The following is a 25,762-nucleotide window of genomic DNA, read 5'->3' as shown; positions in this document are numbered from 1 at the left end:
TCATCCAAGAAAGACTACTCCATGAAAACTGCCTTCACCGTCTCATCCAACCGGGAGCAGAACCCGTTCAAAGATCTCATCATTCTCGCCGTGGTCTTCGGCTTTGCCTTCTTCCAACGGCTCGGCCAGATTCCACTTCTCGATTCCGACGAGGGGCGCTACGCCGAGATTCCCCGGGAAATGCTCGAACGGGGTGACTTCATAACCCCCTTCCTGAACTACGTGAAGTACTTCGAGAAACCACCGCTCCACTACTGGCTGGAGGCCATTTCGTTCAAGATATTCGGCTTCAGCGAATTCGCGGCCCGGGCACCGGGGGCGCTCATGGGGCTCTGCGGTGTTCTCTTCACCTATCACGTGGGTCGGACGGTGTTTGGCCGACGAGCAGGACTCCTTGCGGCGACGATTCTCGGCACCTCCCTCGGCTTTGTCGTCATCGGCCGCTACAACGTCATCGACATGACTCTCACCTTCTGGATGACCGCCACCCTCGGCTGTTTTCTCCTGGCGGTTCACGACAGGGGCCGGCGCGCCGGACTCTACTACTATCTCTTCTACGTGGCGGCAGCCCTTACCGTGCTCGCCAAGGGACTCATCGGCCTTGTTCTTCCCGGCGGCGTGATCGTCCTCTTCATGATCCTCACAAGACGCTGGCGGCTTCTTCGGGAGATGCGGCTCCCCACGGGCACCCTCCTCTTCCTTCTCGTCGCGGCACCATGGTTTATCCTCGTCTCGCTGCACAATCCGGAATTCCCGCGCTTTTTCTTCATCCACGAGCACTTCGAGCGTTTTCTCACCAAGGTTCACGGCCGCTACGAACCTCCCTGGTTTTTTATTCCGGTCCTGGCGGGGTTCATGCTTCCCTGGTCCTTCTACCTTCCGTCCGCCATTCGTGGCATGTGGCAGGAGCGGCACACCCCCACGGGCGGGGCGCGCCTCTACCTCCTCCTCTGGGGAGCGGTCATCTTCACCTTCTTCTCCCTGTCCAGCTCCAAGCTGATCCCCTACATCCTCCCGGTCTTCCCGGCGGTGGCGCTTCTCGTTGGCGAGTTCTTCTCGCGCGTGGCCGACCGCCGCGCCCCCTTTCCCACCCTGCCGACGGTCCTCGCAGCGGCGGTGCTGACGATTGGCGGAGCCGGCGGCATCCTCTTCCCCCACCTGGCCCGGAACCCGAAACTGTCGGTGCTCGCCGGGGCCGTGATCGGCTCCTGCCTCCTTGCCCAGGGGATAGCCGCCTTCGTGGGGCTGCGCCGCAAGAAGGCCGCCGTGCTCCTGGTCTCCTTCGGCCTTTTCTCGTACCTTCTGGGGATAGTCGGCCCGCCGTTCATCCTCGCCCGCACCGCCGAACGGAAGTCATTCCGGGAACTGGGGCAACTGGTGAAGGAAAAGGCAGGACCGGATACTGCGGTGGCAAGCTTTCAGACCTACCAGCAAGGATTTTCCTACTATGCGGGACGGCGGATCATCATCGTGGGAGATCGTGGAGAGCTCGATTTCGGGAGCCGCCAAGGGGACCAGAGCGCCTGGTTCATGGACGAGCAGGGCTTCGCTCGGCTCTGGGACTCGGGCCGGCCGGTCATCGCCCTCATCAAGGAGGATGCTCTTCCCGGCTTGAAAAAACTCGTCACGACCCCGCCGCGGGAGTTGGGGAGAAAAGGAAAGGCTCTTCTCGTCGCAAACCACTGACCCGAAGGGGACAGCGTAAACGGTATGGCACTTCGCGCGGTTTTGTGCCATTATGTAGCGTTTTTCCGGAAGGAGGTAACCGTGCGCAGCGAATTTCTCCCCTTTTCCAAACCAACCATTGACGACGACGAGATCAACGAGGTCGTCGCATCCCTGAAATCCGGGTGGATCACCACCGGCCCCAAGGTGAAGCGCTTCGAGGAGGCGTTCAAGGCCTACGTCGGCGCCCCCTACGCCGTCCCCCTGAGCTCCGCCACCGCCGGGCTCCACCTGACGCTCCTCGCCCTGAAGCTCGATGAGGGGGACGAGATCATCACCACCCCCATGACCTTTGCCTCCACGGTGAGCATGATCGTTCTCTGCGGGGCGAAGCCGGTACTCGTCGACATCGAGCCCGGGACCCTCAACATCGACGCGGCAAAAATTCGCGAAAGGATCACCCCCCGTACGAAGGCGATCATCCCGGTCCACTTTGCCGGCCAGGCATGCGACATGGACCCCATCTTCGCCCTGGCCAGGGAATTCGGCCTCACCGTCATCGAGGACGCGGCCCACGCCGCCGGCACCGAGTACAAGGGGAAGAGGATCGGCTCCCTCGACAGCATCTCCATCTTTTCCTTCCACCCCAACAAGAACATCACCACCGGCGAGGGGGGGATGGTCTGCACCCCCGACGAGACCCTTGCCGAGGAGATCTCGCTCCTGAAGTTCCACGGCATGAGCCGCGAGGCGTGGAAGCGCTTCGCCGCCAGCGGCACCCCTAATTACGATATCCTCCTCCCCGGCTACAAGTACAACATGATGGACATCCAGGCTGCCATCGGCATCCACCAGCTTCCGAAGCTGGACGGGTTCATCGAGAAGCGCCGAGAGATCGCCGAATTCTACAACGCCGCCTTTGCCGGCGTGGCGGAACTGGCTACCCCGGCCCTCGCCCCCTACGCCCAGCGCCATGCCTGGCACCTCTACACGCCGCTGGTCCGGGTGGAAAAGCTCACCATCGACCGGGACGCCTTCATGGCGGAGCTGAAAAATCTCAACATCGGCACCGGCCTCCACTACAAGGCGATCCACCACCACGCCTGGTACCGGGAGAACATGCCGGTCCCCGAAGGGGCGTTCCCCAACGCCGACTACGCCTCGGACCGCATCCTCTCCCTTCCCCTCTTCCCGACCATGACCATGGACGACGCCCAGGATGTTGTGAAGGCAGTGAAGGATGTCATCACCCGGAACAGGAAGTAACCGATGAGCACACCATACGTCTCCATCATCATTCCGGTCTACAACGAGGAACCGAATCTCCAGAAGCTCATGGCACGGCTCTACCCGGTCATGACCGCCATGGGGAAGCCCTTTGAAATCATCTTCACCGACGACGGCTCCCGGGACCGCTCCCTGGCAATCCTCCGGGAGATGGCCCAGAGCCATTCCGAAGTGAAGGTGATCGAGTTCAACGGCAACTTCGGCCAGCACATGGCGATCATGGCCGCCTTCGAGAAGAGCTCCGGCGAGATCATCGTCACCCTCGACGCCGACCTCCAGAATCCCCCCGAGGAGATCCCCAAGCTCGTGGCCGAGATGGAGAAGGGGCACGACGTGGTGGGGAGCGTCCGCCAGAAACGGCAGGACACCTTCTTCCGCCGGGCGGCGTCACGGATCGTTAATATCACCACCAACAAGATGACCGGCATGCAGATGAGCGACTACGGCTGCATGCTCCGGGCGTACAACCGCACCGTCATCGACAACCTGAACCGCTGCCAGGAGATGACCACCTTCATCCCCGCCCTGGCCCAGACCTTCGCCTCGAACCCGTCGGAGGTTCCAGTCTCCCACGCGGAGCGGGCCGAGGGGGAGAGCAAGTACTCCCTCTACCGCCTCGTGCGGCTCAACTTCGACCTCATGACCGGTTTCTCGGTGGTGCCGCTCCAGCTCTTCGCGCTGCTCGGCATCCTCACCTCGGTCGCATCGGTCCTTTTCGCCCTCTTCCTCCTTGTGCGGCGCTTTCTGATCGGCTCCGAGGTGGAAGGGGTCTTCACCCTCTTCGCCATCCTCTTCTTCTTCGTCGGCATCATCATCTTCGGCATCGGCCTCGTGGGGGAGTACGTGGGGCGGATCTACCAGGAAGTGCGGCGGCGGCCCAGATATGTAGTCAGGAAAACCTATGGCTTCGGGGAGTAGGGATGCCGCTTTTCCGCCATCTCGGCGTCAGCCTCCGCGCCCCTTTGTGCGGCGTAGCGCTGCTACGCCTCCGCAGGGGTGCTCGGCTTCCTTGACCTGACGAAAAATCGACATCCCGGAACGGGCTGAGGTTATTGAATATGAGTAAGAAAGTAGTCGTCTGCGCGTATCACAATGTGGGCTACCGCTGCCTGGAGGAACTGCTGAAGCAGGGGGCCGACGTGCGGCTCGTCTTCACCCACGAGGACTCGCCCACGGAGGAGATCTGGTTCCAGTCGGTGCGGGAGCTGGCGGAGCGCCACGGCATCCCGTACCTGACCACCGACATCAACGAGCCGGCCAACGTGGCAAAGGTGCGGGAGATTGCCCCCGATCTCCTCTTCTCCTTCTACTACCGGAATATGATCAAGCCGGAGGTTCTGGAGATACCCCGCCTCGGCGCCCTGAACCTCCACGGCTCCTACCTCCCCAAGTACCGGGGGAGGGTGCCGGTCAACTGGGCGGTGATCAACGGCGAGACCGAGACCGGCGCCACACTCCACCACATGGTGGCGAAGCCCGACGCCGGCGACATCGTGGACCGGGAGAAGGTCACCATCGCCTTCACCGACACCTCCTTCGACGTCTTCACCAAGGTGACCGAGGCAGCGGTGACGATCATCGCCCGCGCGTACCCCCTGCTGGCGGCGGGAACCGCCCCCCGCATCCCCATGAACCTGGCGGAAGGGAGCTACTTCGGCGGCCGCAAGCCGGCCGACGGCCTCATCGACTGGACGAAAAGCGCTGTGCGGATCTACAACCTCATTCGTGGCGTAACCCACCCCTACCCCGGCGCTTTCACCTATCTGGAGGGGAAGAAAGTCATTATCTGGAGCACCCGGCCACTTCCGGGAAGCGCCGAGCCGGGGATGGTGGTCACGGAGAATCCCCTGGTCGTCGGAACCGGCGAGGGGCTCCTGGAAATCACCTCGTTACAGCCCGAAGGGGAGGATGAGGTTGCGGCCGGCGGCTTTGCCGCCATCGTCCACCCCGCAGGGAAAAGGTTCGCAAACCCATAGCATCACCGCCGGCAGGATCGCCGCCGGTCACATTTTACCCACTGGAGAGACTATGAAAATCCTCATCCTCGGCGTCAACGGCTTCATCGGCAACGCCCTCACCAAACGCATCCTCGACACCACCGACTGGGAGGTGTACGGCCTCGACATGAGCGACAACAAGCTCGAGCACTCCATCGGCCACCCCCGCTTCCACTTCCTGGAAGGTGACATCACCATCAACAAGGAGTGGATCGAGTACAACATCAAGAAGTGCGACGTGGTTCTCCCCCTGGTGGCCATCGCCACGCCGGTCACCTACGTGAAGGACCCGCTCCGGGTCTTCGAGCTCGACTTCGAGGAGAACCTCAAGATCATCCGCCAGTGCGTGAAGTACAAGAAGCGGGTCATCTTCCCCTCCACCTCCGAGGTCTATGGCATGAGCCCCGACCGGGAATTCGACGAGGAGAACTCGCCGCTCATGCTCGGCCCCATCAATAAGCAGCGCTGGATCTACTCCTGCGCCAAGCAGATGCTCGACCGGGTGATCTACGCCTACGGCGAGCAGGAGGGGCTGCGCTACACCCTGTTCCGTCCCTTCAACTGGATCGGCCCGAAGCTGGACTCCATCTCCACCGCCAAGGAGGGGAGCTCCCGGGTCCTGACCCAGTTCCTCTACAACATCCTGGCCGGCGAGCCGATCCAGCTCGTGGACGGCGGCAACCAGCGCCGCTCCTTCACCTTCGTGGAGGACGGCATCGACTGCCTCATGAAAATCATCGAGAACAAGGACGGGAACGCCGACGGCGGCATCTTCAACATCGGCAACCCGGGGAACGACCTGTCGGTCAAGGAATTGGCGGAGAAGCTCATCTCCCTGGTGAAGGAGTATCCCGCCTACCGCGCCCGGGCCGAGGCGTGCAAGATTATCGAGGTTTCCTCCGGCCAGTTTTACGGCAAGGGGTACCAGGACATGCTGACCCGCGTCCCCTCAGTGAAGAACGCGAAGGCGCGGCTCGGCTGGGAGCCGAAGACCGTCATCGACGACGCGCTGCGGAAGACCCTCGATTTCTACCTGATCGAGGAAAAAGAGAAGATAGAACACCTTCTGTAGAGGCGAATTTTGTATTCGCCCTGTTCCATCAAGCGGGCGATCACAAGGATCGCCCCTACAATGGATTCCTGATGCCTACCATTGCCCTCAAAATCGACGTCGACACCTACGTCGGCACCCGCGACGGCGTACCGCGGCTCCTGGAGATCTTCGACCGCTTCGGGATCAAGGGGACGTTCTACTTCTCCATGGGGCCCGACAACAGCGGCAAGGCGATCCGCCGCATCTTCACCCGCAAGGGGTTCCTCCGGAAGATGTTGAGGACCAGGGCGCCGTCGGTCTATGGGCTGCGGACGCTCATGTACGGCATCCTCCTGCCGCCGCCGATCATCGCCAACAAGCTCCCCCACGTCCTGCGTGAAACCACGGCCCGGGGGCACGAGGTGGGCATCCACTGCTGGGACCACGTCAAGTGGCACGACCTCCTTCCCTGGATTCCGCGGAACATGATCGCCCTGGAGCTGGGGAGGGCCTTCGCCCTTTTCGAGGAGATCCTCGACAAGAGGGCCAAGACCACGGCGGCGCCGGGATGGACCGTCACTGCCGACTCCCTGGAAATCCAGGATGCCCTCTACCTCTCCTACTGCAGCGACAGCCGGGGGAGCCACCCCTTCTACCCGGTGATGGACGACCGGCGTTTCCACACCCTCCAGATCCCGACCACCCTCCCCACCATGGACGAGCTCTTGGGCGAGAACGGCATCACGCCGGAAACCGTGAACGACCACTACCTCTCCCTGATACAACCGGGGCTCAACGTCCATACCATCCATGCCGAACTGGAGGGGGGGGTACTGTCCCCTACCTTTATCAACCTCCTGGAGCGGCTCCAGGCGAAGGGTTGCCGTTTCGTCACCCTTGCCGAAGCGGCTGAAGAGGCCCATCGGGGAGAAATCCCCTGCTGCGATCTGGCGATGGGAGAGCTTCCCGGCCGAGCCGGCGAAGTGGCGATCCAGGGGAAAATGGTGAGGGAACCGAGAAGGCGGATGCGTGATTAACGACAAGTCTCGATAAAAGAGGAAAGGGCGTACCGGAGGGTGCGCCTTTTTTTATTTCATCAAGAGAAGTCGGGGTTTGCGCTCGCTTGCCCCCTCGGGTAAGCTTTTTGACAGGAGGATGCAATGATCGATTTTGCCGCCTACGCCCTTTCGGGGGAACTGGACCTGAACCGCTTGGCGGGGTCCCTCGGCTTTCCCCGGCGCTATCGCTGGGAAGAGCCAATGGTGCTCGACCTGGCAAGCCTCAAACCTCTTACGGGGGATCGGGGAGAAACCAAGAGGGTCTATCTCTACTACTTCGGCGGGGTGGTCTTCGTGAACTGCACGGAGGAGGAGATCGGTTCCTTCTTCTGGAGCATGGGACACCATGCTGAGGCATTCAAGGAGTACCCGGCCATCCGGTACCGGGACGAGTACTCGCTGAAGCGGGGAGACGGGATGGAGGTCACCAACGACGTGGCGACCATGCCGGGGTACGATCCGGCCTACGTGGACACCATCTGCTTCGTCATCGCCAAGTCGGTGGCCCTGGAGCGGATCGAGGAGCGGGTGGACCAGGTTCTCGACGAGATGGAAACCATCATCGCCCTCCTCGACCGGGGGAAGCTGGGAATCTCGGACCGGCGCCTGGCAAAGCTGGCGGCCAACGTTCTCACCTATAAATACCAGTCCATCTCCCACATCATGGTCCTGGAGAAGCCGGAATTCACCTGGGAGAACCCCGTGGCGGACCGGCTCTACCTGACCATGGCCAATATCTTCGAGCTTAACCAGCGTTACAACGAGATCAAGCACAAGGGTGAGACGCTCCTGGACATTACCGGCGTCTTCACCGGCCTCGCCCACGCTCGCCGCGCCTCGCGCCTTGAGTGGATCATCATCATCCTCATCTTCATCGAAATCGTGATCTACATCTTCGAACTGCTTCGCAAAGTGGGCTAAAACCCTCCGCACAGGCGAAATGCTCCCCCTCCTGCGCAGTGGTATCGAAGTGCCTGTGGCAGGCCCCACAGGTTACGGTGCCGGCAGCAAACTTCTGCTGAAGGGTCAGATTGCGGGTGTCGCACCAGTCGCAGTACCAGACGTAGTAGTCGCCGAGCAGCATGATGTTCATGGGTCAGACCTCCTGTAACGGTTTTTGCCCCATCATAGCGTGGCGATATTGCGGAGATGTTACAACTTCCTTAAACCTGGGACTATTCCCTGAACATCCCCCTGTTGGTGAAAAGCGTACCGTCGCGTGAAGTCGACACTTACCCGTGCTTGATGAACGTTCCCTTCTCGTACTCCTCGAAGGCAACCCGCAGTTCCTCCTGGGTGTTCATGACGATGGGGCCGTACCAGGCGATGGGTTCGCCCAGCGGCCTCCCGGCTACCAGGATGAAGCGGACCGGCTTGTCGGTCGTGGTGACCTGCACGGCGTCCCCCTCGTGATCGAACAGCACCACCGTTTCCGCACTGCAGACGCAGCGGCGTTCCGTATCCCACCAGCCGGCGCTGGCCGCCTCATGGGCATAGGCATCGCGGCAGTCGTCAAAATACCCCTCCCCCGCCAGGAGATAGGCAAAGGCGGTGTGCCCCGCCGGCAGCGGGTGGCGGAAGAGGGTCCCCGCAGGGACGCTGATATCCAGCATCTCCGGTTCAATGACGATGTCCCGCACCGGTCCCTGGACGCCGGCCACCGTTCCGGCGATCACCTTCGCCGTCACGCCGTCCGCCAGCTTCACCTCGGGGATGTCGGCCGCTTTCACGTCACGATAGCGGGGGGGCATCATTTTCTGTGCCGCCGGGAGATTGGCCCAGAACTGGAACCCCCACATGGTGCCGGTGGGGCTTTCCCTGGGCATCTCCTGGTGGATGATGCCGCTGCCGGCGGTCATCCACTGCACATCGCCTCCGCCGATCCCCCCCTTGTTCCCCATGCTGTCCCCGTGCTCCACGAGCCCCTCCAGGACATATGTGATGGTTTCAATCCCACGATGGGGGTGCCAGGGGAAACCCGGGAGATAGTCGGCGGGGTTGGACGAGTGAAAATCGTCCAGCATCAGGAACGGGTCGAACTGGGGAACCTGGGAATAGCCGAAGGCCCGTTTGAGATGGACGCCGGCCCCCTCGATGGTGGGGCGGCTCTTGAACAGCTTCTTGATGTGCCGCGTGGTCATGGAAGCTCCTTTCTCTGCAGTATGGGACATCGCCTCATACAGGTCAGCCTATCCGGACGGCCAGCATGGAGACAGATCCACCATCCACCCCCTCAACGGGGAAATCTATGGGGTCGCCTTGCCTGCGCAGGCCAAGAGTGTAGAGCAGTGGCAGGTAGTGGTCAGGAGTCGAAACCGAGAGCAAGGCGTCACGGCCAAGCCCCTCGTACGTCACAAGGGGAGCATCGTCTCCTGCCAGCAGCAGTTCCCGCACTCGCTGCTCGAAACGCACGGCCCAGTCGTAGGCGTTGACGCCATCCCTTCCCCAGGCATAGGAGTGCAGATTGTGCACGAGATTGCCGCTGCCGACGACGAGAATCCCTTCTTCCCGCAACGGTGCCAGCCGCTTACCCAGTTCATAGTGAAACGGGGGAGGCTGCCGCTCGTCAATGGCAAGCTGCACGACGGGAATGTCAGCACGCGGGAACATGTGGGTCAGCACCGACCAGGTGCCGTGGTCGAGTCCCCAGCTCTCGTCGAGGGTCACCTCGAGGGGGGAAAGAAGTTCCTTCACCCGCCGGGCAAGCTCCAGACTCCCGGGGGCGGGATACTGCACCGCGTAGAGTTCCTTCGGGAAGCCGCCGAAGTCATGGATAGTGGGGGGCACGGCATTGGCCGTCACTCCGCACCCTGCAATGTACCAGTGAGCGGAGACGGCAAGTACCCCCCGGGGACGGGGGATCGATGTGCCGATGGCGGCCCAGCCGGCAGTGTAAGCATTCTGCGCAATGGCATTCATCGGATTACCGTGTCCGACGAAGATCGCCGGCATCAGATCGGTCATTGAAAACTCCTTTTCATGTCAAAACATCTTCACATTATCGTCCTTCCCGCCCTGAATTATTTGGCCAGCCAGACACCCGCGGCGGTCAGCATGGTTTCAATGCCGGTTTGTAATGTCGGGTGCAAGGCAGGCGCCCAGAATGGCGAATGGGGACCGGGCAAATGTGCTGCCGTCCCCTCTTGCATCGCTTTATCGTACTTTTCCGGTGCGCAACCGCCGACGAACCAGTAGGTATAGGGGGATTTCCAGGCCTTTCCGAAACGGCCGAAGTCCTCGCTGGCCCCTTGCGACGGCATGTCGATGAACCGCTCGCCGAAATGGCTGCGAAACGCGTCGCTGATCTTTTTCGCCGTCTCGCCATCATTGACGGTCAACGGGTAATTGTTGATTTCTTCGAACTCCGGATCTTTCGGTGCATGCGAGGCGCGGGCCTCGGCGATGCAGATCCGTTTGATAGCTTCCAGCACGTGGTCGTGCACGGCTTCGTCCGTGGTCCGCACATTCAGCTTCAGATAAGCCTCGGCAGGAATGATATTTTCCGCCGTGCCGGCGTGGAACTCACCCACCGTCACCACGACCTGAGCCTGGGGGGATATTTCGCGGCTGACGATGGTTTGCAGTCGCAGTACCGCTGAGGCGGCCATCACAATCGGATCTATTCCGTTTTGCGGCATACCGCCATGGGCACCTTTGCCGAAAAAGCGCACTTGCAGACTATCACCGGACGTCAGGACTTGCCCCGGACGGCATCCCACCGTGCCGGCGCGATACTGCAACAGATGTTGCCCCATTATGACGTCAGGCCGTGGGAAACGCTTAGTCATGCCGTCATCAAGCATTGCCTGCGAACCTTGGGCGGTTTCTTCCGCCGGTTGGAACACCGCCATGAGCGTGCCGTGCCAGGTTTCGCGCGCCAGCGACAATACCGTGGCGGTGCCGAGCAGCCAGGAGGTGTGCATGTCGTGCCCGCAGGAATGCGCCACCGGGACAGTCTCTCCTTTGGCGTTGACCCCTTCCGCGCGGCTGGCGTAAGGCACCCCGGTCTCTTCCTTCATGGGCAAGGCGTCCATATCGGCACGCAGCATGACCGTGGGACCGTCACCATTTTTCATGATGCCGACCACCCCGGTCCTGCCGACCTGTTCCGTCACCTCGAAACCGGCTTCGCGCAACTTCAGGGCGATGATGCCGGAGGTACGGATTTCTTGCAGAGACAGCTCGGGATGCTGATGAAGATCTTTATAGATGGCCTCGATCATGGGCAAAATCTGTTCGATTTTACTCAAGAGTTGACTGGCAAATTGCGACATGTTCCCTCCATCTTTTGTGGTTTAGAACGCAAAGCAGTCGCACCCCAGCCCCCAGAAGTCGCTGTAGCGGGCAGCACCGGCTTTACAACCGGCCAGAAGCTGCTGGGCAGCATGGCTGCAGCCGTGCGAATGGCACTTGGCAGAGTGCTGGTGCTGGGGCACCGGGACGCCGTACCGGGCTGCTTTGCGCATGTCCAGCGGCGCCCCGTACCCGCCATAAACCTTTACGGGTGACCACTCGGGCAGCACCGGCAACGGCGTCGGGTCAAAGTTCCCGAATTCCCCGGCACCGTAGACAACCTTCCCGTCAACGATGGTCAGGACCGACTCGATCCCCTTGATGCTCTCTTCCGCTACGGTGAAGTAATCTTCCGTGAGTGCGGTGACATCCGCCAGTTGACCGACGGCGATGGCCCCTTTCCTGCCGTTTTCCCCCGAGAACCAGCTGCTCCCCTGGGTATAGAGCCGCAGCGCCTCCTCCCGGCTGAGGCGGTTTGCCTCGGAATACAACTGGGCGCCGCCGACGGTCTTCCCGGCCACCAGCCAGTAGAGGGAAACCCAGGGGTTGTAGCTGGAAACGCGGGTGGCATCGGTCCCCGCACCCACGGGAATGCCGAGATCAAGCATCTTTCGCACCGGAGGGGTCCGCTCCGCGGCCTGCTTCCCGTAACGGTCCAGAAAATACTCCCCCTGGAAAGCCATGCGGTTCTGGATGGCAATCCCCCCTCCCAGCGCCTTGACCCTCTCCATGTTTTTGTCGGAGATGGTTTCGCAGTGATCGAAGAACCACGGTGTATCGGTGAAGGGAATATCGCTGTTCACCGCTTCGAACACATCCAGCATGCGGGAGATGCTCTCGTCATAGGTGGCGTGGAGACGGAACGGCCACTTAGTGGCAGCCAGGAGCGAAACGACCTCTTTCAGCTCCTGTTCCAGGCTGGGCGGAAGATCGGGACGGGGTTCCAGGAAATCTTCGAAATCCGCCGCCGAATAGACCAGCATCTCTCCGGCTCCGTTACAGCGATAGAAATCGTCACCCGTGCCGGGGGCGGTCAGCTTCATGCAGCGGAGGAAATCTTCTTTTTCCTCCTTGGGCTTCTGCGTGAAGATGTTGTAGGCCATCCGGACGGTCATTTCGCCCCGCCGGTGCAACTCCTCGATGATGGCGTAGTCGTCCGGGTAGATCTGCGATCCGCCCCCCGCGTCCACCAGGGAGGTCAAGCCAAGGCGATTCAGTTCGCGCATGAAGTGCCGCGAGGAGTTCATCTGATGTTCGGGGGGGAGTTTCGGCTGCTTGCCCACGGTGGCGTAGAGGATACCGGCATTGGGACGGGCGATGAGGAGCCCGGTGGGATTGCCATGCACGTCCCGCTGGATTTCACCGGCGGGGGGATTGGGGGTGTCCTTCGTGTAGCCGCAGGCCCGGAGTGCGGCCTGGTTCAACATGCCGCGACAGTAGAGGTGCAGGACGAAGACCGGCGTATCGGGGGCGACAGCGTTGATTTCCTCAAGGGTGGGCATGCGGCGTTCCGCGAACTGGAATTCACTCCAGCCGCCGATAACCCGCACCCATTGGCCGGGAGGGGTGCGCTGCGCCTGCTCCTTCAGCATGCGCAGGCCGTCGGCCAGCGAAGGAACGCCGTCCCAGCGCAGCTCCAGATTGTAGGTGAGCCCCCCGCGGATCACATGCATGTGCGAATCGTTGAGGCCGGGAATGACCCGACGCCCCTTGAGATCGATCCGCTGTGTATTTTCAGTTGCGGTGCCGAGGAGCTCATCCCCCCCCGTGGCGGTTATGCGGCCTCCTACCATGGCAATGGCCGAAACCTGGGGTTTGGCGTTATCGAGGGTGGTGATCTTGCCGTTGTACAGAATCAGGTCGGGTGCGTTCATAGCGTTACCTCCCGCTCGGCAAACCTCCCCTGCCGGTCATTTCCCCGTGGCTTTGCGGCTGGGGGGCGCGCCGTGCACCATGGTGTAGGCGTACTCCACCCCTTGGCCGTAGGCGCCGCAGTGTTCTTTCACCACTTCGATGACGGCGTCGTAGGTATCCTTGCGCGCCCAGTCACGCTGGTATTCGAGGAGTGTCTGTAATGCTGTCATCGGCACGGCACCAGCCTGCTCGATGCGCCGCATGGCGGCATTGTGGGCGGTGACGCTGGTCCCTCCCGAGGCATCTTCCACGGCATAGACGTCATAACCGGCCTTGAGCGCCCCGAGCGCCGGGAACGCCAGGCAAACCTCGGTCCAGAGGGCCGCCATGACCAGCTTCTTCCGCCCGGTCGCCTTCACTGCCGCCACAAACTTCTCATCCTCCCACGAGTTCATGGAGCTTCGTTCCACCGGCTCCTGGTTGGGGAAAAGGTCTAAAATTTGCGGCCACATGTTGCCGGAGAAGCTCTTCGACTCCACCGCGGTGAGGATGGTCGGCACGTTGAAGATTTTTGCCGCCTTGGCCAGGAGCACGACATTGTTGAAGAGGGTCTGCCGGTCGATGCTGGCGACGCCGAAGACCATCTGGGGCTGAAAATCGATGAGGATAAGGGCTGAGTTCTGTGGAGTGAGTAATTCCGTGTAGTTCATGATTAGGCTCCTTCCTGGATAATGTGACCTCCTGTAATAAGTCTACGTTTGTATCTCATCAATTCAACCAACAATATCCTTTGCCTAGGTCGGGAGGATAGTGCTGTCTCTCCTCCCGACCTGATCGAAGCCGAACGTTACTTCCTGATCATCTCGATTTCCAGGGTAATCGTAATTTCATCACCCACTGCCACCCCTCCGGTTTCAAGGGCCGCATTCCAGACCAGGCCGAAGTCCTTGCGATTGATCTTGGTGGTGGCGGTGGCGCCTTTGCGGATATTTCCCCACGGGTCTTTGCTCTCTTTCGTCGGCCCTTCGACGTCCAGCACTATTTGTTTGGTAACCCCGTGCAGGGTCAGGTCGCCCGTGATTTTCAGCTTGTCTTTGCCGGCTTTGGCCACTTTCTTCGAGACGAAGGTCATGGTCGGATATTTGGCCACATCGAAGAAATCGGCGCTACGCAGATGTTCGTCCCGTTTTTGCACGTTCGTGTTGATGGAACTGGTGTCGATAGTGACGTTCACCTTTGACTTGGTGATGTCTTTGTCATCAAGTTCAACGGTGCCGCTATGCTTGTCGAAACTCCCCTTCACATTGGACACCATCAGGTGACGGACTTTGAACCCGACATTGGAGTGGTCGGGGTCAATGGTCCAGGTAGAGGCGAAAGCAAAGGCCGGAAGAGACAGGGCGACGATGGTGCTGATTGATGCGATAATCCTTTTCATGAGGGCACTCCTTTGGTTTTTAATTATTTAATATTGAACTATTTACTTTAAAAAACACGATTGCTTCAGTTTTACCCTCCTTTCAGTCCCAGTTTTTTGCACAGATGTCCCAGCAATTCCTGCTCGCTATCCGTGAGTGAATCCATTTCAGCAACGATTGATGCCTCAACATCCGCAAATACTTTGGCAATCAGCGCTGCTCCCGCATCAGTGAGATGGATGGTTATATAACGGCGATCTTCAGAGTCGCGCTCTCGTCTTACCAGCCCCTGCTTCTCAAGGTTATCGATCACCAGGGTGATGTTGCCGGTACTCTTGAGGATTTTGGCGGCGATGTCCTTCTGGCACAGCGGGCCTTTATGGTACAGAGCCTCCAGTACGCCAAACTGGCTGATTGTCAGCTTTGGTGCTGACAGGGCGCGATGCACCCTGCCGGTTACCGATTCCGCGGCCCGCATCAGCTTGGTGTAGGTATTAAGGGCTCGGTATGTGGAGTCATTTGGAGTTTTCATGTCACATCCTGTTTGGTTTTAAGTGATATGATTTAATGTCAAATTATATCAACCTAAACAAACAGTCAAGCACAATATTTTGCCCTGTTATTTCTCTGGAAGTTGAGGGTTGGGAGGCCAATGTCCCGAGGTGCAAGTCAAATCTGGGGCTGCTCCGCCACCAGGAGAAGCCGCTTCTTGAACGCCTCCTCGAAGAGATCCCCCTTGATCTTTCCGCCGAAGAGCTCCACCGAGATGTCCTCGCTGCTGGCGATGGTGACGACGACCGTGCCGTCGGAGACGGAGCAGGCGACGCCGGAGACGACGCCGCTGCGGCGCCGATCAAGGCCGTCGGCCAGCCGGAGAATTCCGCCGAGGCGGCTTACCAGTTGCCGGTCCGGCTCGGCGAGCCGCACGTAGGCATCGTGCTTCTTCTTGGGAAGGGCCTTGCGGTGATAGCGGGCTGCGTTGGCGATGATCTCACGCTCCCGGGGGGTGAAGCCGAAAAGGTCGGCGTGGCGGATGAGATGGTAGGAATGCTTGTGGTGGCTGGAGTAGTTGATGAAGTACCCCACGTCGTGAAGAATAGCTGCCGCCTCCAGCATCCGGCGCGCCCCCTCCCCCATGGTGAAGTCCGGCTCCAGCGCGTCGAAGAGCTGCAGAGCCAGCATGGTCACGTGGAGGGCATGCTCCTCGTCCATGTGGCAGGAGCGGCCGAATTCCAGCACCGCATCGCGCCAGGTGCGGGGCTGTTCAGCGCCGGGAATGAGGCCGTGAGTCCGGAGCGCCTTGACGATGAGCCCCTCCCGTATCCCCCGCTCGTTGACCCGCAGGACGTTCGCGTCGAAAAAGCGCATCAGTTCGTCCACCACCGTGACCCCGGCCACGATGATGTCGGCCCGGTCCGGGTTGAGCCCCGGCACCTCCCGCCGCTCCTTGATCGTCTTGCGCGAGAGCATGGCGAGGAGGTGCACCACCTCGGAACGGAGCACCTCGTAGCGGTGGACCGAGCCGTACCCTTCCCCCCGCATGGCCATGACCATGGCGGCGATTGCCGTGATGGTGCCGCCGGAGCCCACGAGGCACTGGAACTGGGACCGCTCCCCGGCAAAGACCTCCTTGAGGCTGGATCGAACGTGCTTGCGGAGCTTGTCCTGAGCGGCCTGCCGGGCGGCATCGCCAGCCATGAACTTTTCGGTGAGAAAGACCGCCCCCAGTTCCAGGGAATAGATCTCCTCGATGTGGGAGCCAAGGGCCGTCACCACCTCCAGGCTCCCGCCGCCGATGTCGACCATGGCGTAACGGGCGCCTTCCATGTCGAAGTGGTTGCGCACCGAAAGGGCCGCCAGCTCCGCCTCCTCCTCGCCGCTGATGACCGCCACAGTAACCCCCACCTGCCCGGCAATGGCCGCGATGAACGCCGCGCCGTTGGCGGCCTTTCGAACCGCGCTCGTGGCCACCGCCTCGATGGCCTTCACGCCGTAGCCGTCCACGATCTTCTTCATCCGGGAAAGGGCCGTCAGAGCCCGCTCCCAGGCGGCGGTGGAGATGGAGCCGCTCGTTGCCAGCCCCTCTCCCAGGCGCACCGTGGCCTTTTCGTCATCCAGGACGCGGAAGGAGCCATTTTTCGTCACCTCCACCACGATGCAGCGGATGGAGTTGGTCCCGATGTCGATGGCCGCAAGCCGGTTTTTCTTCACAGTGCTCTCCTCACTTCTTCTCCAATCAGCTCAAAGGGATGCTCCCCAAACAGTTCCCCGAAGCAGGCAAAGGATGTCCTCCGCCGCTCCGCGATGACATTGAGGATGACACACTCGCATTCCGGAGGCAACCCCTCGTGCCGCGCCATGTCGGCGAATACGTCCAGGTCGTGCATGGTCCCCAGGCATTCCTGGTAGGTCTTTAACGTCGCAATGACCTCTTCGGCGCCGTCAATCATGAAGAACGATAGAATCTCGATGCGGTAGCGGTAGTGCTTGACGGCGATCCGTAGCGCGTGCTGGGCCGCCACCGCCCCCTCGTGGCGGGCCGCCGGCGCCAGGGCAAGGAGGTCGGCGAGGCGCTCATCGAGGGCCACGGCGGCAAAGGAGGCGATGGGGGTGGAGGGATCGACAGCGACATCGGGTCGCGGGAACACTGCCGGCCTTGCCACGGCTCGGGCGAAGGTGGAGCTGGTCTTTGCCGCATCGAGATCCTCAAGCCCTTCCGCGAGCCGCTGATGCTCGTCTTTCCTTTGGACCTCCTGGCGGGCAAGGATGGCGTCGATCTCCTCCCCGCACGGCTCCGGCAGCTTGGCACACAGCTCCCGGAAAAAGAGGAGGGCCTCGTCGGTATTGCGGAGGGGGCCCAGGAGCCTCGTCACCTTCCGGACCCGCCGGATGACCCGTGAGAGCCCGTCCGGATAGAGGGGGGAAAAGAGAGCGCACCCCTCCCGCAGCCGGCGGGATGAGACCCGCAGATCGTGGATATCCTCCGGGTCAAGGGTCTTCAGGGCCTCGCGCCACCGGCCGAGGAAATCATCGGTCCGGATAGCCAAAAGGGCCGGCGCCGCGACCCAGAGGGGCGTTCGGGCCGTAATCGTCATAGCGTTGTTCCATGGTCAGGAGAGGACCCTCTTGAGGGACTTGCGGGCCTTTTTCAACCCCTTGCCCACCCCCTTGGCCCCCTGTTCGGCAAGACCGGCCAGGCGCGCCTCGGCCTTGGCAAGCCCCTTGCCTGCCCGCTTGACCCGCTTGCCAATCTTCCCTTCGACCCGCTCAAGGGCCGCCATCACCTTAAGGAGTTCCTTCTCGATCTTCCGCCCCTGCTTCCCTTGGAGCTCATCGGCAAAGCGGTCCCTGACGCTGCGAGCGACCCCCTCCACCTGGCCCTTCAGGGTCGCCGCCGCTGCCTTCAGCTCCTCCACCCGCTTTGCCCGGACCTTCCCCACCTCGTCGGCAAGGTCTGCGGCCTGGGAGATGATGGACGAAATGGCCCGGGGGTTGGTCCCCTTGATGGCCTTCAGGGCCTCTTCCCCCGCTTCCGCGATCTTTCCGTGGGTATCGTACCCCGCCTCCACGAACCGCCGGGCGAGGATCTCGCCGATCCCCTTTATTTTCTGCAACTCCTTCATCGTTCCCTTCATGGTCTTCCCCCTATGCCCTGATCGTAAAAACGTACGCTCAATTTACGGAAGCTCACTGAACTTCTTTCCGCCATGGATCAGCCACCGAAACCGGGCCGGCGTCCCGCTCCCGGCCGGCGCCACCTTCAGGGCCACAATCGCCCCCTTCTTGAAGGGAAGTGCTCCCTCAAGACCCAGAAGCCGGGCCAACACCCTGCCCAGATCGGGCTCGTGCCCCACCACGGCCAGGCTCCGTGGTGACTCGCAGGCGGATGCAAGGCGGAAGAGCGCCTCCACGCTGAACCCCGGCGCCAGCTCCTGCGATACGCGGACCTCGCCCTCGAAACCCAAAACCTCAGCAAGGATGTCGGCCGTCTGCACCGCCCGCACCAGGGGACTCGTGACGATTACATCGGGAACAGCCACCTTTTTTGCCAGACGACGCACGTTTGCACGGACCCCGTCACGCCCCGCCGCGGTAAGCCAGCGGTCCTCCTCGCGAATCTCTTCACTCCGCTCGACGGCTTCCCCGTGACGGATCAGATAGAGTTTCACGCACCCTCCTTTCCAGAAACCTCAGGTACCCACTGATTTCATCCCTTCGCTGGTTAAGTAAAACAGAGCCCGGGGAGTTTTCAATGGCCAATTGCCCCTCTGTTGCGGATTTGCGGGTATTTTACACCGTTGTAACATGGAACCACTGCCCATGTCGTCGTCGGCATCATCCGTTGACAGGCCGGCGACCCTTCCGGTATCCTCACCCCATGAAACAGCCTGACAACCACGACGCCGCCTGGGAGTCCCTCTGCCGACAATGCGGCCTCTGCTGCTTCGAGAAGATCGAGGACGACTCCGGCACCATCTTTTTCACCCAGACCCCGTGCCGCTACCTGGATGTGGCCACCCGCCAGTGCGTCATCTACGAGCGCCGCTTCGAGATAAATCCCGAATGCGTCAAGCTGACCGAAGAACTGGTCCGGGAGCTCCCCTGGCTCCATGACGACTGCGCCTATCGCCGGGCGCTGGGGATAAAGCGCACGCGGACAACGATGAATGGGCGGCCGAAGCGGTCCAAAACAAAGGAGTAATCGGATAAATGGGAAATAATGACACGATAGCCACCCTGCGGGAGTTGCCGGCAAAGCAGCAGATGGACCTCATCCTTGCCGATCCGGAGGCGAAGTCCCTTGCCCGGTCCCTCCCCGAACAGGAACTCTACTGGCTCATAAAGGAGATCGGCGAGACGGACGCCATGGGTCTCTGGGAACTGGCGTCACCCGAACAGCGGACTTTCATCCTCGACATGGAGCTCTGGGACAAGTGGAACTTCACCGCCGACAAGTCCTACGAATGGCTCGGCTATCTTCTCGAGGCGGGGGAGGAGGTGGTTGCGGAGCAACTTCCCCACCTGGACCTGGAGCTTCTCCTCCTCATGCTCGAAAAGGAGATCAGCGTGGGGGGCGGAATCGGCGAGCTCCTGCCCGACGAGGAGCGGACCGCCGACTGGGACCACACCTTCGACAACCTCTATTTCATCACGTTCAAAAATGACAAGCACGCCCGGGCCGTCGGCAGTTTCCTCGACATCGTCTATCGCACCAACCACGAACTCTACCTGGGAATCATGGAAGGGGTGAAGAGTGAAGTCGAGGACGAGCTGGAGGAACTCGCCTTCCGCTTCCGCTCGGGGCGGCTCGCCGACCTGGGGTTCCCCGAGCAGGAGGAGGCCCAGTCCCTCTATGCCCGCATCGACCCGGCGTCCTTCGTCCTCGAGGGAGGGAAGGAACTCTTCCCGGCAGCGGTGCACCGTCACCTTCCCGCCCGCCCCGGCGCCGCCGAATCGCTCCTCGGACGGCTCCTGGCACGGCCCGGGGCCGATGAGATCAACCAGGAACTCACGTATCTGGTGAACAGCGCCCTGGTGGTCGACGGCACCGCCCTCCACGACCGGGAGGCCATGCTGGCTATTTTCGAGCGGGTCCACGGGTACCTGAACATAGCCCTGGAATTCCTGGCCCGCAACGACGAGGAAAAGGCCGCCGCCATCCTGGCCGGCGAACGCCTCAAGCGCCTCTTCCGGTTGGGTTTCAGCATCGTCATGGATCTGCCGAAACAGGCCCGCGGCCTCACCAGCGACGATTACGCCACCGGCAAGGCCCTGCGTGCCCTCGCTGCCACGCCCCCCCGCTACTACCGGGCCTTCGACCCCGATGGCGTTGATGGATTCCGGGAGTTCCGGGAGATGGCGGACGTGGAGCGGCTCAGGGAGTTCCTGGCCCGAGTTTGAGTCAGAAGTCTTTCGACAACAGCGCCACGGTGATGAGAATTTTCTGATCCTTCATCAATGAGCACCGATAAGATAGGTACAGAAAGGGAGGCACTGTTTGACAGGAGAGACGCTTCGCATCCTCCACCTGGAGGACGATTCGATGGATGCGGAACTGGTGCGGGCGAAGCTTGCTTCAGAAGAAATCTCGTGCACCATAACGGTTGCAACTGATGGGAAACAGTTCGCCCGCATCCTGGAGGAGAGTGCAGACTGCTTCGACCTCATCCTGGCGGATATGAGCATCCCCGGCTACGATGGGGTCGCAGCCCTGGAACTGGCCCGGGAACGGTGCCCGGACACACCATTCATCGTCATTTCCGGAACAGTGGGCGAGGAACGGGCCGTGGAAATCCTCCGCAAGGGGGCGACGGACTTCATTCTGAAAGGTAACATGGGGCGCCTTGGGTCGGCGATACGGCGCGCCCTCAAGGAAGCGGAGGAACATCGCAACCGCCAGTTGGCCGAGGAGGCTCTGCGCCGCCTTAACGCGGAACTGGAGCAGCGGGTCCAGGAGCGAACCGCCCAGTTGGAAGCGACCAACCAGGAACTGCAGGCCTTCAACTTCTCTGTCTCCCACGACCTCCGGGCACCCCTTACCATCATCGACGGTTTCAGCAAGGCGATCCTGGAGGATTTCGGCACCGATCTTCCCTCCGAGGCGCTGGACTATCTCCAGCGGATCCAGAAAGCGGGCCAGCGGATGACCAGGCTCATCGATGCGCTCCTGAACCTGTCGAGACTTGGCCGCGAGCCCATTACCCCGGAACAGACCGACCTCTCCGCCATTGCCGGCACCATCGAGCAGGAACTCCGCTACATCCACCCGGACCGCACCGGGGTCACCATCCGGATCACCGACGGCATCACCGTCTGCGGTGACCGGCGGCTCCTTCGGTCGGTCATGGAAAATCTCTTGAGCAATGCCTGGAAATATACGGCAAGGCGGGAACAGGCCGAGATCGAATTCGGCGTCATGGAACAGGGGGAGAAACCGATTTACTTTGTCCGGGACAACGGCGCCGGCTTCGATATGCGCTACGCCGGGCGGCTTTTCACCCCCTTCCAGCGTATGCACCGGTCCGAGGAATTCGAAGGGAACGGCATCGGGCTCGCCACGGTCCAGCGGATCATTCACCGTCACGGGGGAAGAATCTGGGCCGAAGCAGAAGACGGCAAGGGTGCCACGTTCTTCTTTACCCTCGGATGATTCCCCCCACACCCTCCGGCGTCACCTCCGTGACCATGACCGTCGCCTCGGCGTTCATCTCCCCCGCGTAGCCGAGCACCCGGACCGGCAGGTAGTTGCGCGACAGCCCCACAGCTTCGCCGTCACGGCCCCGGTTCTGCATCAGGACCGCCAGCTCACGCCCCACGAACCGCTCGCAGAAAGAGCGCCGCTTGCGCTCGCCAACCTCCCTCAGAATCTCAGCCCGGACTCGAAGCACCTTCCCATCCACCTGTCCCCCCATCCGAGCAGCCGCCGTCCCCTCCCGCCGGGAATAGGGGAAGACATGGAGGGAGGCCACCGGCAGTTCATCGATGAGACGGACGGTGTTCTGGAACTCCTCGTCGGTTTCTCCCGGAAAGCCGGCAATGACGTCGCAGCCGATGAAGATGTCGGGAACCGCCGCCACGAGACGTTTCACCCGTTCCCGGAAGAACGCCGCCGTATAGCGCCGCCCCATCCGTTCGAGCACCCGGTCGTCGCCGCTCTGGAGCGGGATGTGGAGGTGGGGGCAGACCGTCTCCGACCGGGCCAGGAAGTCGATGAGATCGTCGGTCAGTTCATTGGGCTCCACCGACCCGACCCGAAGCCGCGGCACCGCTTTCTCCGCCTCGGCGGCCTCCAGAAGCTCCAGAAGGCTCGCCGGCGGTTCCAGATCAAGGCCATAGGCCCCCAGGTGGATACCGGTGAGCACCACCTCCCGGAACCCCTGGGCGGCAAAGCTCCTGATCCCTGCGAGGACTTCGCCGAAGGGGACGCTCCGGCTCCGCCCCCGGGCATAGGGGACGATGCAGTAAGAGCAGAAGGCGTCGCACCCGTTCTGGACCTGGAGAAAGGCCCGGGTGTGCTCGGCAAAGCTTTCGAGCCGCAGCCCCTCCGCGGCCCGCTCCCGGGAGATGTCCGACACGACAACCTTCTCCGCCGGGGCCGCTGCCCGCAGGAATTCGACGATACTCCTCTTCTCGCTGTTCCCCACCACGAGGGACACGCCGGGGAGATCCTTGACCGCATCGGGTGCCACCTGGGCGTAGCAGCCGGTCACCACCACCCGGGCCGCGGGATTGCGGCGCAGTGCGCGGCGGATCAGTCGCCGCGACTCGGCATCGGTCTTCGCCGTCACCGTGCAGGTGTTGATCACGTAAATGTCCGCATCCTCGTCAAAGGGGACCATCCGGAACCCTTCCCTACCGAGACTCTCGGTCATGGCCGCCGATTCGAACTGGTTGATCTTGCAACCCAGGGTTGAAATTGCCACTCTCTGCATGAATCCCTCTTCCGCTACCCCTCGGTCACCGCTGCGTCGATCCAACCGCCACCGAGAACCTCGTCGCCCCGGTAGAAGACCACCGCCTGCCCCGGCGTAACCGACTTCTCCGGCTCCCGGAACCGGACCTGTACCTGGTTGCCGGCAAGGACCGTCACCGTGCAGGGCACGGGATGGTGCCGGTAGCGGATCTTGCACGCTGCCTCCAGGGTCTCCGTTGCCGGGGCAATGACCCACGTCACATCCGTGGCCACGAGCCCCGGGGCCAGGAGTTCCTCCTTCGGCCCGACAATCACCTGATGCCGCTCCGCATCAACCCCCACCACGTAGAGGGGGTGGGGATGGGCGATGCCGAGCCCCCGGCGCTGCCCCACGGTGTAACGGTAGGTCCCTTCGTGGCGCCCCAGGACGGTGCCAGCCCGGTCGACAATCTCCCCGGCCAGTTGATTTTTGCCCCGTTCATCCTCCAGAAACCGGACGTAATCGTTGTCCGGGACAAAGCAGATCTCCTGGCTCTCCCCCTTCTCGGCCACCCGCAGGCCGAACCGGGCAGCCAGCTGCCTGACCTCCGGCTTGGTCATCCCTCCCAGGGGGAAGATGACCCGGGCGAGCTGCTCCTGGGTGAGGGTGAAGAGGAAGTAGCTCTGATCCTTGCCGGGATCATCCCCCCGCAGGAGATGGAACAGGCCGTCGTCTCCCCGCTCGATCCGGGCGTAGTGGCCGGTGGCCAGGAGGTCGGCCCCCAGCTCCCGGGCCTTCTGGAGCAGGAGCTGGAACTTCACCCGCTGGTTGCACCGCACGCAGGGATTCGGGGTCCGCCCCCGAAAGTACTCGTCCACGAAGTCGTCGATGACCAGCCGTTGGAACTCCTCCTCGAAATTCACCACGTAGAAGGGAATCTCGATCTGCTCCGCCACCCGGCGAGCGTCGTGGATGTCGTCCAGGGAGCAGCAGGTGTCGAACTTCTCCCCCTCCGGGGCGGTGAACTTCGAGTAATCCCAGACCTGCATGGAGATGCCGATGACCTCGTGCCCCTCCTCCTTCAGGAGGGCCGCCGTCACCGACGAATCGACCCCGCCGCTCATGGCGACGACTATCCGTTTTTTCGTTTTCTCCGTCATGATTTTCCCCGCAACCGGGCAACGATGGCCGGCAGCACCGCCAGCACCCGGTCTATCTCCTCGTCGGTGTTCCCCTTTCCCAGCGAGAATCGCACCGAACCCTTGGCCTCCTCGGGGGTGCGTCCCATGGCGGCCAGGACCGGTGAGAGTTTGAGGGTCCCGGAACTGCACGCGGAGCCCGACGATGCAGCTATCCCCTCCAGGTCCAGTGCCATGAGGAGCGAATCGGCCTCCACGCCGGGAATCGTGATGTTGGTGGTGGTGGGGAGCCGCTGCTCCCGGTGGCCATTCACCCGGGCGCCGGAAACCCGTGACAGTATCCCCTCTTCCAGCCGGTCGCGCAACCCCCTAAGCCGCCCCATCTCGTCATTCATGGTCTCGCGGGCGATGGCGCACGCCTTGCCGAAGGCCACGATGCCGGCCACATTCTCGGTCCCTCCCCGGCGGTTGCGCTCCTGGGAACCGCCGTGGATCAGCGGATGGCACTTGACCCCGCGCCTCACCACCAGGGCACCTATCCCCTTCGGTGCATAGAGCTTGTGGCCCGAGAGGGCCAGAAACGAGATGCCGTCATCCCGGGCCGAGAGGGGGACCCTGCCGGCCGCCTGGACCCCGTCGCAGTGGAAATAGACACGGCGGCGCGCGGCGATCTCACCGATTTTCCGCACCGGAAAAAGGACGCCGGTTTCGTTGTTGGCGGCCATGGCCGAGATGAGGATGGTGCGGTCGGTGATGGCTGCCTCCAGGCGCTCCAGGTCCAGGATGCCGTCCCGGTCCACCGGTACCCGGGTCACCTCGAAGCCAAGACTCTCCAGGTAGAGGCAGGGGTTTGCCACTCCTGGGTGCTCCGCCTGGGTAGTGACGATGTGGTTGCCGCGCCCCCCGAGGGCTGCGGCCACCCCCTTGATGGCCATGTTGTCGGCCTCGGTTCCCGACGAGGTGAACACCACCTCCCCCGGCTCGCATCCCGCAAGGGTAGCCACCTGCTCCCGGGCCTCCTCCACCGCCCCTTTCACGGCGCGGCCTGCCCAGTGGATGCTGGACGGGTTCCCGAACTTCCCCTGCAGAAACGGCAACAACGCCTCCACCACTTCAGGGTGGACCGGCGTTGTCGCATTGTGGTCCAGATAGATCATCATGCAGTCTCAAATGCGGGCAATACCGCCCTCACTCCTCGCCTCCGCGCCCCCGCGCCTCGATTACCAGGTCCTCCAGGGTAATGGAATCGAGAAAGGTCCTGATCCGCTCGCCGAGCATCTCCCAGACATTATGGGTGGTGCAGGCGGCCGTCCGGGTGCAGCGCCCCTTCCCCTTGTCCATGCACGAAACCGGCGTCAGGGGTTCCTCAACCGTGGCCACGATCTCCCCCACCCGGATTGCCGAACTCTCCCGGGCCAGGAGGTATCCTCCCCCGGGTCCCCGCACGCTCTCCACGATGGCGCCGCGGCGCAGCCGGTTGAAGAGCTGCTCCAGATAGTTGAGGGGAATATCCTCCCGCAGGGCAATATCCTTGAGCGAGACCGGCCTCCCCTCCGAGTGGAGGGAAAGGTCCACCATGGCCCGCACCGCATACTGTGCCCGTGTCGAAAGTCGCATGAATCAAA

General features: G+C 62.0%; 25 protein-coding genes. 10 read left to right on the top strand and 15 right to left on the bottom strand.

Annotated elements, in window-relative coordinates; all coding sequences use genetic code 11:
• The first annotated feature begins 21 nt into the window (after nucleotides 1-21).
• From KI811_RS12580 to KI811_RS12550, 7 genes are all read left to right on the top strand, one after another.
• Entirely contained in the window at nucleotides 22-1,686 is a 1,665-nt protein-coding gene (locus tag KI811_RS12580; RefSeq protein ID WP_214186823.1) for a glycosyltransferase family 39 protein, read from the top strand.
• An 81-nt stretch (nucleotides 1,687-1,767) separates the two neighbouring features.
• Nucleotides 1,768-2,931, top strand: a complete 1,164-nt coding sequence (locus KI811_RS12575) for a DegT/DnrJ/EryC1/StrS family aminotransferase (protein WP_214186822.1) — start codon at nucleotides 1,768-1,770, stop codon at nucleotides 2,929-2,931.
• A gap of 3 nt (nucleotides 2,932-2,934) precedes the next feature.
• Complete coding sequence (locus KI811_RS12570) at nucleotides 2,935-3,870, top strand: glycosyltransferase (protein WP_214186821.1); 936 nt, start codon at nucleotides 2,935-2,937, stop codon at nucleotides 3,868-3,870.
• Nucleotides 3,871-4,010: 140 nt separating this feature from the next.
• On the top strand, nucleotides 4,011-4,928 hold the full coding sequence (locus KI811_RS12565) for a formyltransferase (protein WP_214186820.1): 918 nt from the start codon (nucleotides 4,011-4,013) through the stop codon (nucleotides 4,926-4,928).
• Between the two features lie 52 nt (nucleotides 4,929-4,980).
• Nucleotides 4,981-6,021, top strand: a complete 1,041-nt coding sequence (locus KI811_RS12560) for a bifunctional UDP-4-keto-pentose/UDP-xylose synthase (protein WP_214186819.1) — start codon at nucleotides 4,981-4,983, stop codon at nucleotides 6,019-6,021.
• A gap of 71 nt (nucleotides 6,022-6,092) precedes the next feature.
• Nucleotides 6,093-7,019, top strand: coding sequence for a 4-deoxy-4-formamido-L-arabinose-phosphoundecaprenol deformylase (locus tag KI811_RS12555; protein WP_214186818.1), 927 nt, complete (start codon nucleotides 6,093-6,095; stop codon nucleotides 7,017-7,019).
• 123 nt (nucleotides 7,020-7,142) lie between these two features.
• Nucleotides 7,143-7,961, top strand: a complete 819-nt coding sequence (locus KI811_RS12550; protein WP_214186817.1) for an RMD1 family protein — start codon at nucleotides 7,143-7,145, stop codon at nucleotides 7,959-7,961.
• A 311-nt stretch (nucleotides 7,962-8,272) separates the two neighbouring features.
• On the opposite strand, the gene KI811_RS12545 is transcribed toward KI811_RS12550, so the two are convergent.
• From KI811_RS12545 to sixA, 11 genes are all read right to left on the bottom strand, one after another.
• Nucleotides 8,273-9,181, bottom strand: a complete 909-nt coding sequence (locus KI811_RS12545; RefSeq protein ID WP_214186816.1) for a pirin family protein — start codon at nucleotides 9,179-9,181, stop codon at nucleotides 8,273-8,275.
• 43 nt (nucleotides 9,182-9,224) lie between these two features.
• Complete coding sequence (gene ygiD / locus KI811_RS12540; protein ID WP_214186815.1) at nucleotides 9,225-10,004, bottom strand: 4,5-DOPA-extradiol-dioxygenase; 780 nt, start codon at nucleotides 10,002-10,004, stop codon at nucleotides 9,225-9,227.
• A 56-nt stretch (nucleotides 10,005-10,060) separates the two neighbouring features.
• Nucleotides 10,061-11,314, bottom strand: a complete 1,254-nt coding sequence (locus KI811_RS12535; protein WP_246551727.1) for an amidohydrolase — start codon at nucleotides 11,312-11,314, stop codon at nucleotides 10,061-10,063.
• Between the two features lie 21 nt (nucleotides 11,315-11,335).
• Nucleotides 11,336-13,207 carry an amidohydrolase gene (locus KI811_RS12530; protein WP_214186814.1) on the bottom strand — a complete coding sequence of 624 codons (1,872 nt, stop codon included), beginning with the start codon at nucleotides 13,205-13,207 and terminating at the stop codon, nucleotides 11,336-11,338.
• Between the two features lie 36 nt (nucleotides 13,208-13,243).
• Entirely contained in the window at nucleotides 13,244-13,897 is a 654-nt protein-coding gene (locus tag KI811_RS12525; protein ID WP_214186813.1) for a hydrolase, read from the bottom strand.
• A gap of 137 nt (nucleotides 13,898-14,034) precedes the next feature.
• A complete protein-coding gene (locus tag KI811_RS12520; protein WP_214186812.1) occupies nucleotides 14,035-14,625 on the bottom strand; it encodes a YceI family protein in 591 nt (196 codons plus the stop codon).
• A gap of 71 nt (nucleotides 14,626-14,696) precedes the next feature.
• Nucleotides 14,697-15,137, bottom strand: coding sequence for a MarR family winged helix-turn-helix transcriptional regulator (locus tag KI811_RS12515; protein WP_214186811.1), 441 nt, complete (start codon nucleotides 15,135-15,137; stop codon nucleotides 14,697-14,699).
• A 137-nt stretch (nucleotides 15,138-15,274) separates the two neighbouring features.
• A complete protein-coding gene (locus tag KI811_RS12510; protein ID WP_214186810.1) occupies nucleotides 15,275-16,816 on the bottom strand; it encodes a Ppx/GppA phosphatase family protein in 1,542 nt (513 codons plus the stop codon).
• A complete protein-coding gene (locus KI811_RS12505) occupies nucleotides 16,813-17,700 on the bottom strand; it encodes a CHAD domain-containing protein (RefSeq protein WP_214186809.1) in 888 nt (295 codons plus the stop codon). The genes KI811_RS12510 and KI811_RS12505 overlap by 4 nt, the downstream gene beginning before the upstream one ends.
• 15 nt (nucleotides 17,701-17,715) lie before the next feature.
• The gene (locus KI811_RS12500) at nucleotides 17,716-18,240 is read right to left on the bottom strand and encodes a helix-hairpin-helix domain-containing protein (protein WP_214186808.1); all 525 of its coding nucleotides are present in this window, start codon (nucleotides 18,238-18,240) and stop codon (nucleotides 17,716-17,718) included.
• Nucleotides 18,241-18,282: 42 nt separating this feature from the next.
• Nucleotides 18,283-18,774, bottom strand: coding sequence for a phosphohistidine phosphatase SixA (gene sixA, locus KI811_RS12495; protein ID WP_214186807.1), 492 nt, complete (start codon nucleotides 18,772-18,774; stop codon nucleotides 18,283-18,285).
• 209 nt (nucleotides 18,775-18,983) lie between these two features.
• Between sixA and KI811_RS12490 the strand changes: the two genes are divergently transcribed.
• The 3 genes from KI811_RS12490 (at nucleotide 18,984) to KI811_RS12480 (ending at nucleotide 21,755) form a co-directional block, all read left to right on the top strand.
• Nucleotides 18,984-19,307, top strand: coding sequence for a YcgN family cysteine cluster protein (locus tag KI811_RS12490; RefSeq protein ID WP_004513023.1), 324 nt, complete (start codon nucleotides 18,984-18,986; stop codon nucleotides 19,305-19,307).
• Between the two features lie 8 nt (nucleotides 19,308-19,315).
• The gene (locus KI811_RS12485) at nucleotides 19,316-20,506 is read left to right on the top strand and encodes a DUF6178 family protein (RefSeq protein ID WP_214186806.1); all 1,191 of its coding nucleotides are present in this window, start codon (nucleotides 19,316-19,318) and stop codon (nucleotides 20,504-20,506) included.
• A gap of 97 nt (nucleotides 20,507-20,603) precedes the next feature.
• A complete protein-coding gene (locus tag KI811_RS12480) occupies nucleotides 20,604-21,755 on the top strand; it encodes a sensor histidine kinase (RefSeq protein ID WP_246551726.1) in 1,152 nt (383 codons plus the stop codon).
• On the opposite strand, the gene mtaB is transcribed toward KI811_RS12480, so the two are convergent.
• The 4 genes from mtaB to KI811_RS12460 are packed head-to-tail and all read right to left on the bottom strand — an operon-like array spanning nucleotide 21,742 to nucleotide 25,754.
• Nucleotides 21,742-23,037, bottom strand: a complete 1,296-nt coding sequence (gene mtaB, locus KI811_RS12475) for a tRNA (N(6)-L-threonylcarbamoyladenosine(37)-C(2))-methylthiotransferase MtaB (RefSeq protein WP_214186805.1) — start codon at nucleotides 23,035-23,037, stop codon at nucleotides 21,742-21,744. The genes KI811_RS12480 and mtaB overlap by 14 nt on opposite strands.
• Before the next feature lie 14 nt (nucleotides 23,038-23,051).
• A complete protein-coding gene (gene mnmA, locus KI811_RS12470; RefSeq protein WP_214186804.1) occupies nucleotides 23,052-24,158 on the bottom strand; it encodes a tRNA 2-thiouridine(34) synthase MnmA in 1,107 nt (368 codons plus the stop codon).
• Nucleotides 24,155-25,294, bottom strand: coding sequence for a cysteine desulfurase family protein (locus tag KI811_RS12465; RefSeq protein ID WP_214186849.1), 1,140 nt, complete (start codon nucleotides 25,292-25,294; stop codon nucleotides 24,155-24,157). The genes mnmA and KI811_RS12465 overlap by 4 nt, the downstream gene beginning before the upstream one ends.
• Nucleotides 25,295-25,325: 31 nt before the next feature.
• Nucleotides 25,326-25,754 carry an Rrf2 family transcriptional regulator gene (locus KI811_RS12460; RefSeq protein ID WP_004513017.1) on the bottom strand — a complete coding sequence of 143 codons (429 nt, stop codon included), beginning with the start codon at nucleotides 25,752-25,754 and terminating at the stop codon, nucleotides 25,326-25,328.
• Between the last annotated feature and the right edge of the window lie 8 nt (nucleotides 25,755-25,762).

It is taken from the genome of Geobacter hydrogenophilus (assembly GCF_018501225.1).
Classification (GTDB): domain Bacteria; phylum Desulfobacterota; class Desulfuromonadia; order Geobacterales; family Geobacteraceae; genus Geobacter; species Geobacter hydrogenophilus.
Note: the sequence above shows the minus strand (reverse complement) of the source record. Positions and strands in the feature narration are given on the sequence as shown.

Excerpts from the sequence above, each read along its gene's own strand:
- KI811_RS12550 (WP_214186817.1), top strand. The coding sequence starts at position 7,143 with ATGATCGATTTTGCCGCCTACGCCCTTTCGGGGGAACTGGACCTGAAC.
- KI811_RS12460 (WP_004513017.1), bottom strand. The coding sequence starts at position 25,754 with ATGCGACTTTCGACACGGGCACAGTATGCGGTGCGGGCCATGGTGGAC.
- KI811_RS12490 (WP_004513023.1), top strand. The coding sequence starts at position 18,984 with ATGAAACAGCCTGACAACCACGACGCCGCCTGGGAGTCCCTCTGCCGA.
- KI811_RS12505 (WP_214186809.1), bottom strand. The coding sequence starts at position 17,700 with ATGACGATTACGGCCCGAACGCCCCTCTGGGTCGCGGCGCCGGCCCTT.
- mnmA (WP_214186804.1), bottom strand. The coding sequence starts at position 24,158 with ATGACGGAGAAAACGAAAAAACGGATAGTCGTCGCCATGAGCGGCGGG.
- KI811_RS12525 (WP_214186813.1), bottom strand. The coding sequence starts at position 13,897 with ATGAACTACACGGAATTACTCACTCCACAGAACTCAGCCCTTATCCTC.
- KI811_RS12565 (WP_214186820.1), top strand. The coding sequence starts at position 4,011 with ATGAGTAAGAAAGTAGTCGTCTGCGCGTATCACAATGTGGGCTACCGC.
- KI811_RS12465 (WP_214186849.1), bottom strand. The coding sequence starts at position 25,294 with ATGATCTATCTGGACCACAATGCGACAACGCCGGTCCACCCTGAAGTG.
- KI811_RS12520 (WP_214186812.1), bottom strand. The coding sequence starts at position 14,625 with ATGAAAAGGATTATCGCATCAATCAGCACCATCGTCGCCCTGTCTCTT.
- KI811_RS12570 (WP_214186821.1), top strand. The coding sequence starts at position 2,935 with ATGAGCACACCATACGTCTCCATCATCATTCCGGTCTACAACGAGGAA.
- KI811_RS12530 (WP_214186814.1), bottom strand. The coding sequence starts at position 13,207 with ATGAACGCACCCGACCTGATTCTGTACAACGGCAAGATCACCACCCTC.
- KI811_RS12560 (WP_214186819.1), top strand. The coding sequence starts at position 4,981 with ATGAAAATCCTCATCCTCGGCGTCAACGGCTTCATCGGCAACGCCCTC.
- KI811_RS12545 (WP_214186816.1), bottom strand. The coding sequence starts at position 9,181 with ATGACCACGCGGCACATCAAGAAGCTGTTCAAGAGCCGCCCCACCATC.
- KI811_RS12515 (WP_214186811.1), bottom strand. The coding sequence starts at position 15,137 with ATGAAAACTCCAAATGACTCCACATACCGAGCCCTTAATACCTACACC.
- KI811_RS12535 (WP_246551727.1), bottom strand. The coding sequence starts at position 11,314 with ATGTCGCAATTTGCCAGTCAACTCTTGAGTAAAATCGAACAGATTTTG.
- mtaB (WP_214186805.1), bottom strand. The coding sequence starts at position 23,037 with ATGCAGAGAGTGGCAATTTCAACCCTGGGTTGCAAGATCAACCAGTTC.
- KI811_RS12580 (WP_214186823.1), top strand. The coding sequence starts at position 22 with ATGAAAACTGCCTTCACCGTCTCATCCAACCGGGAGCAGAACCCGTTC.
- KI811_RS12500 (WP_214186808.1), bottom strand. The coding sequence starts at position 18,240 with ATGAAGGGAACGATGAAGGAGTTGCAGAAAATAAAGGGGATCGGCGAG.
- KI811_RS12555 (WP_214186818.1), top strand. The coding sequence starts at position 6,093 with ATGCCTACCATTGCCCTCAAAATCGACGTCGACACCTACGTCGGCACC.
- KI811_RS12485 (WP_214186806.1), top strand. The coding sequence starts at position 19,316 with ATGGGAAATAATGACACGATAGCCACCCTGCGGGAGTTGCCGGCAAAG.
- ygiD (WP_214186815.1), bottom strand. The coding sequence starts at position 10,004 with ATGACCGATCTGATGCCGGCGATCTTCGTCGGACACGGTAATCCGATG.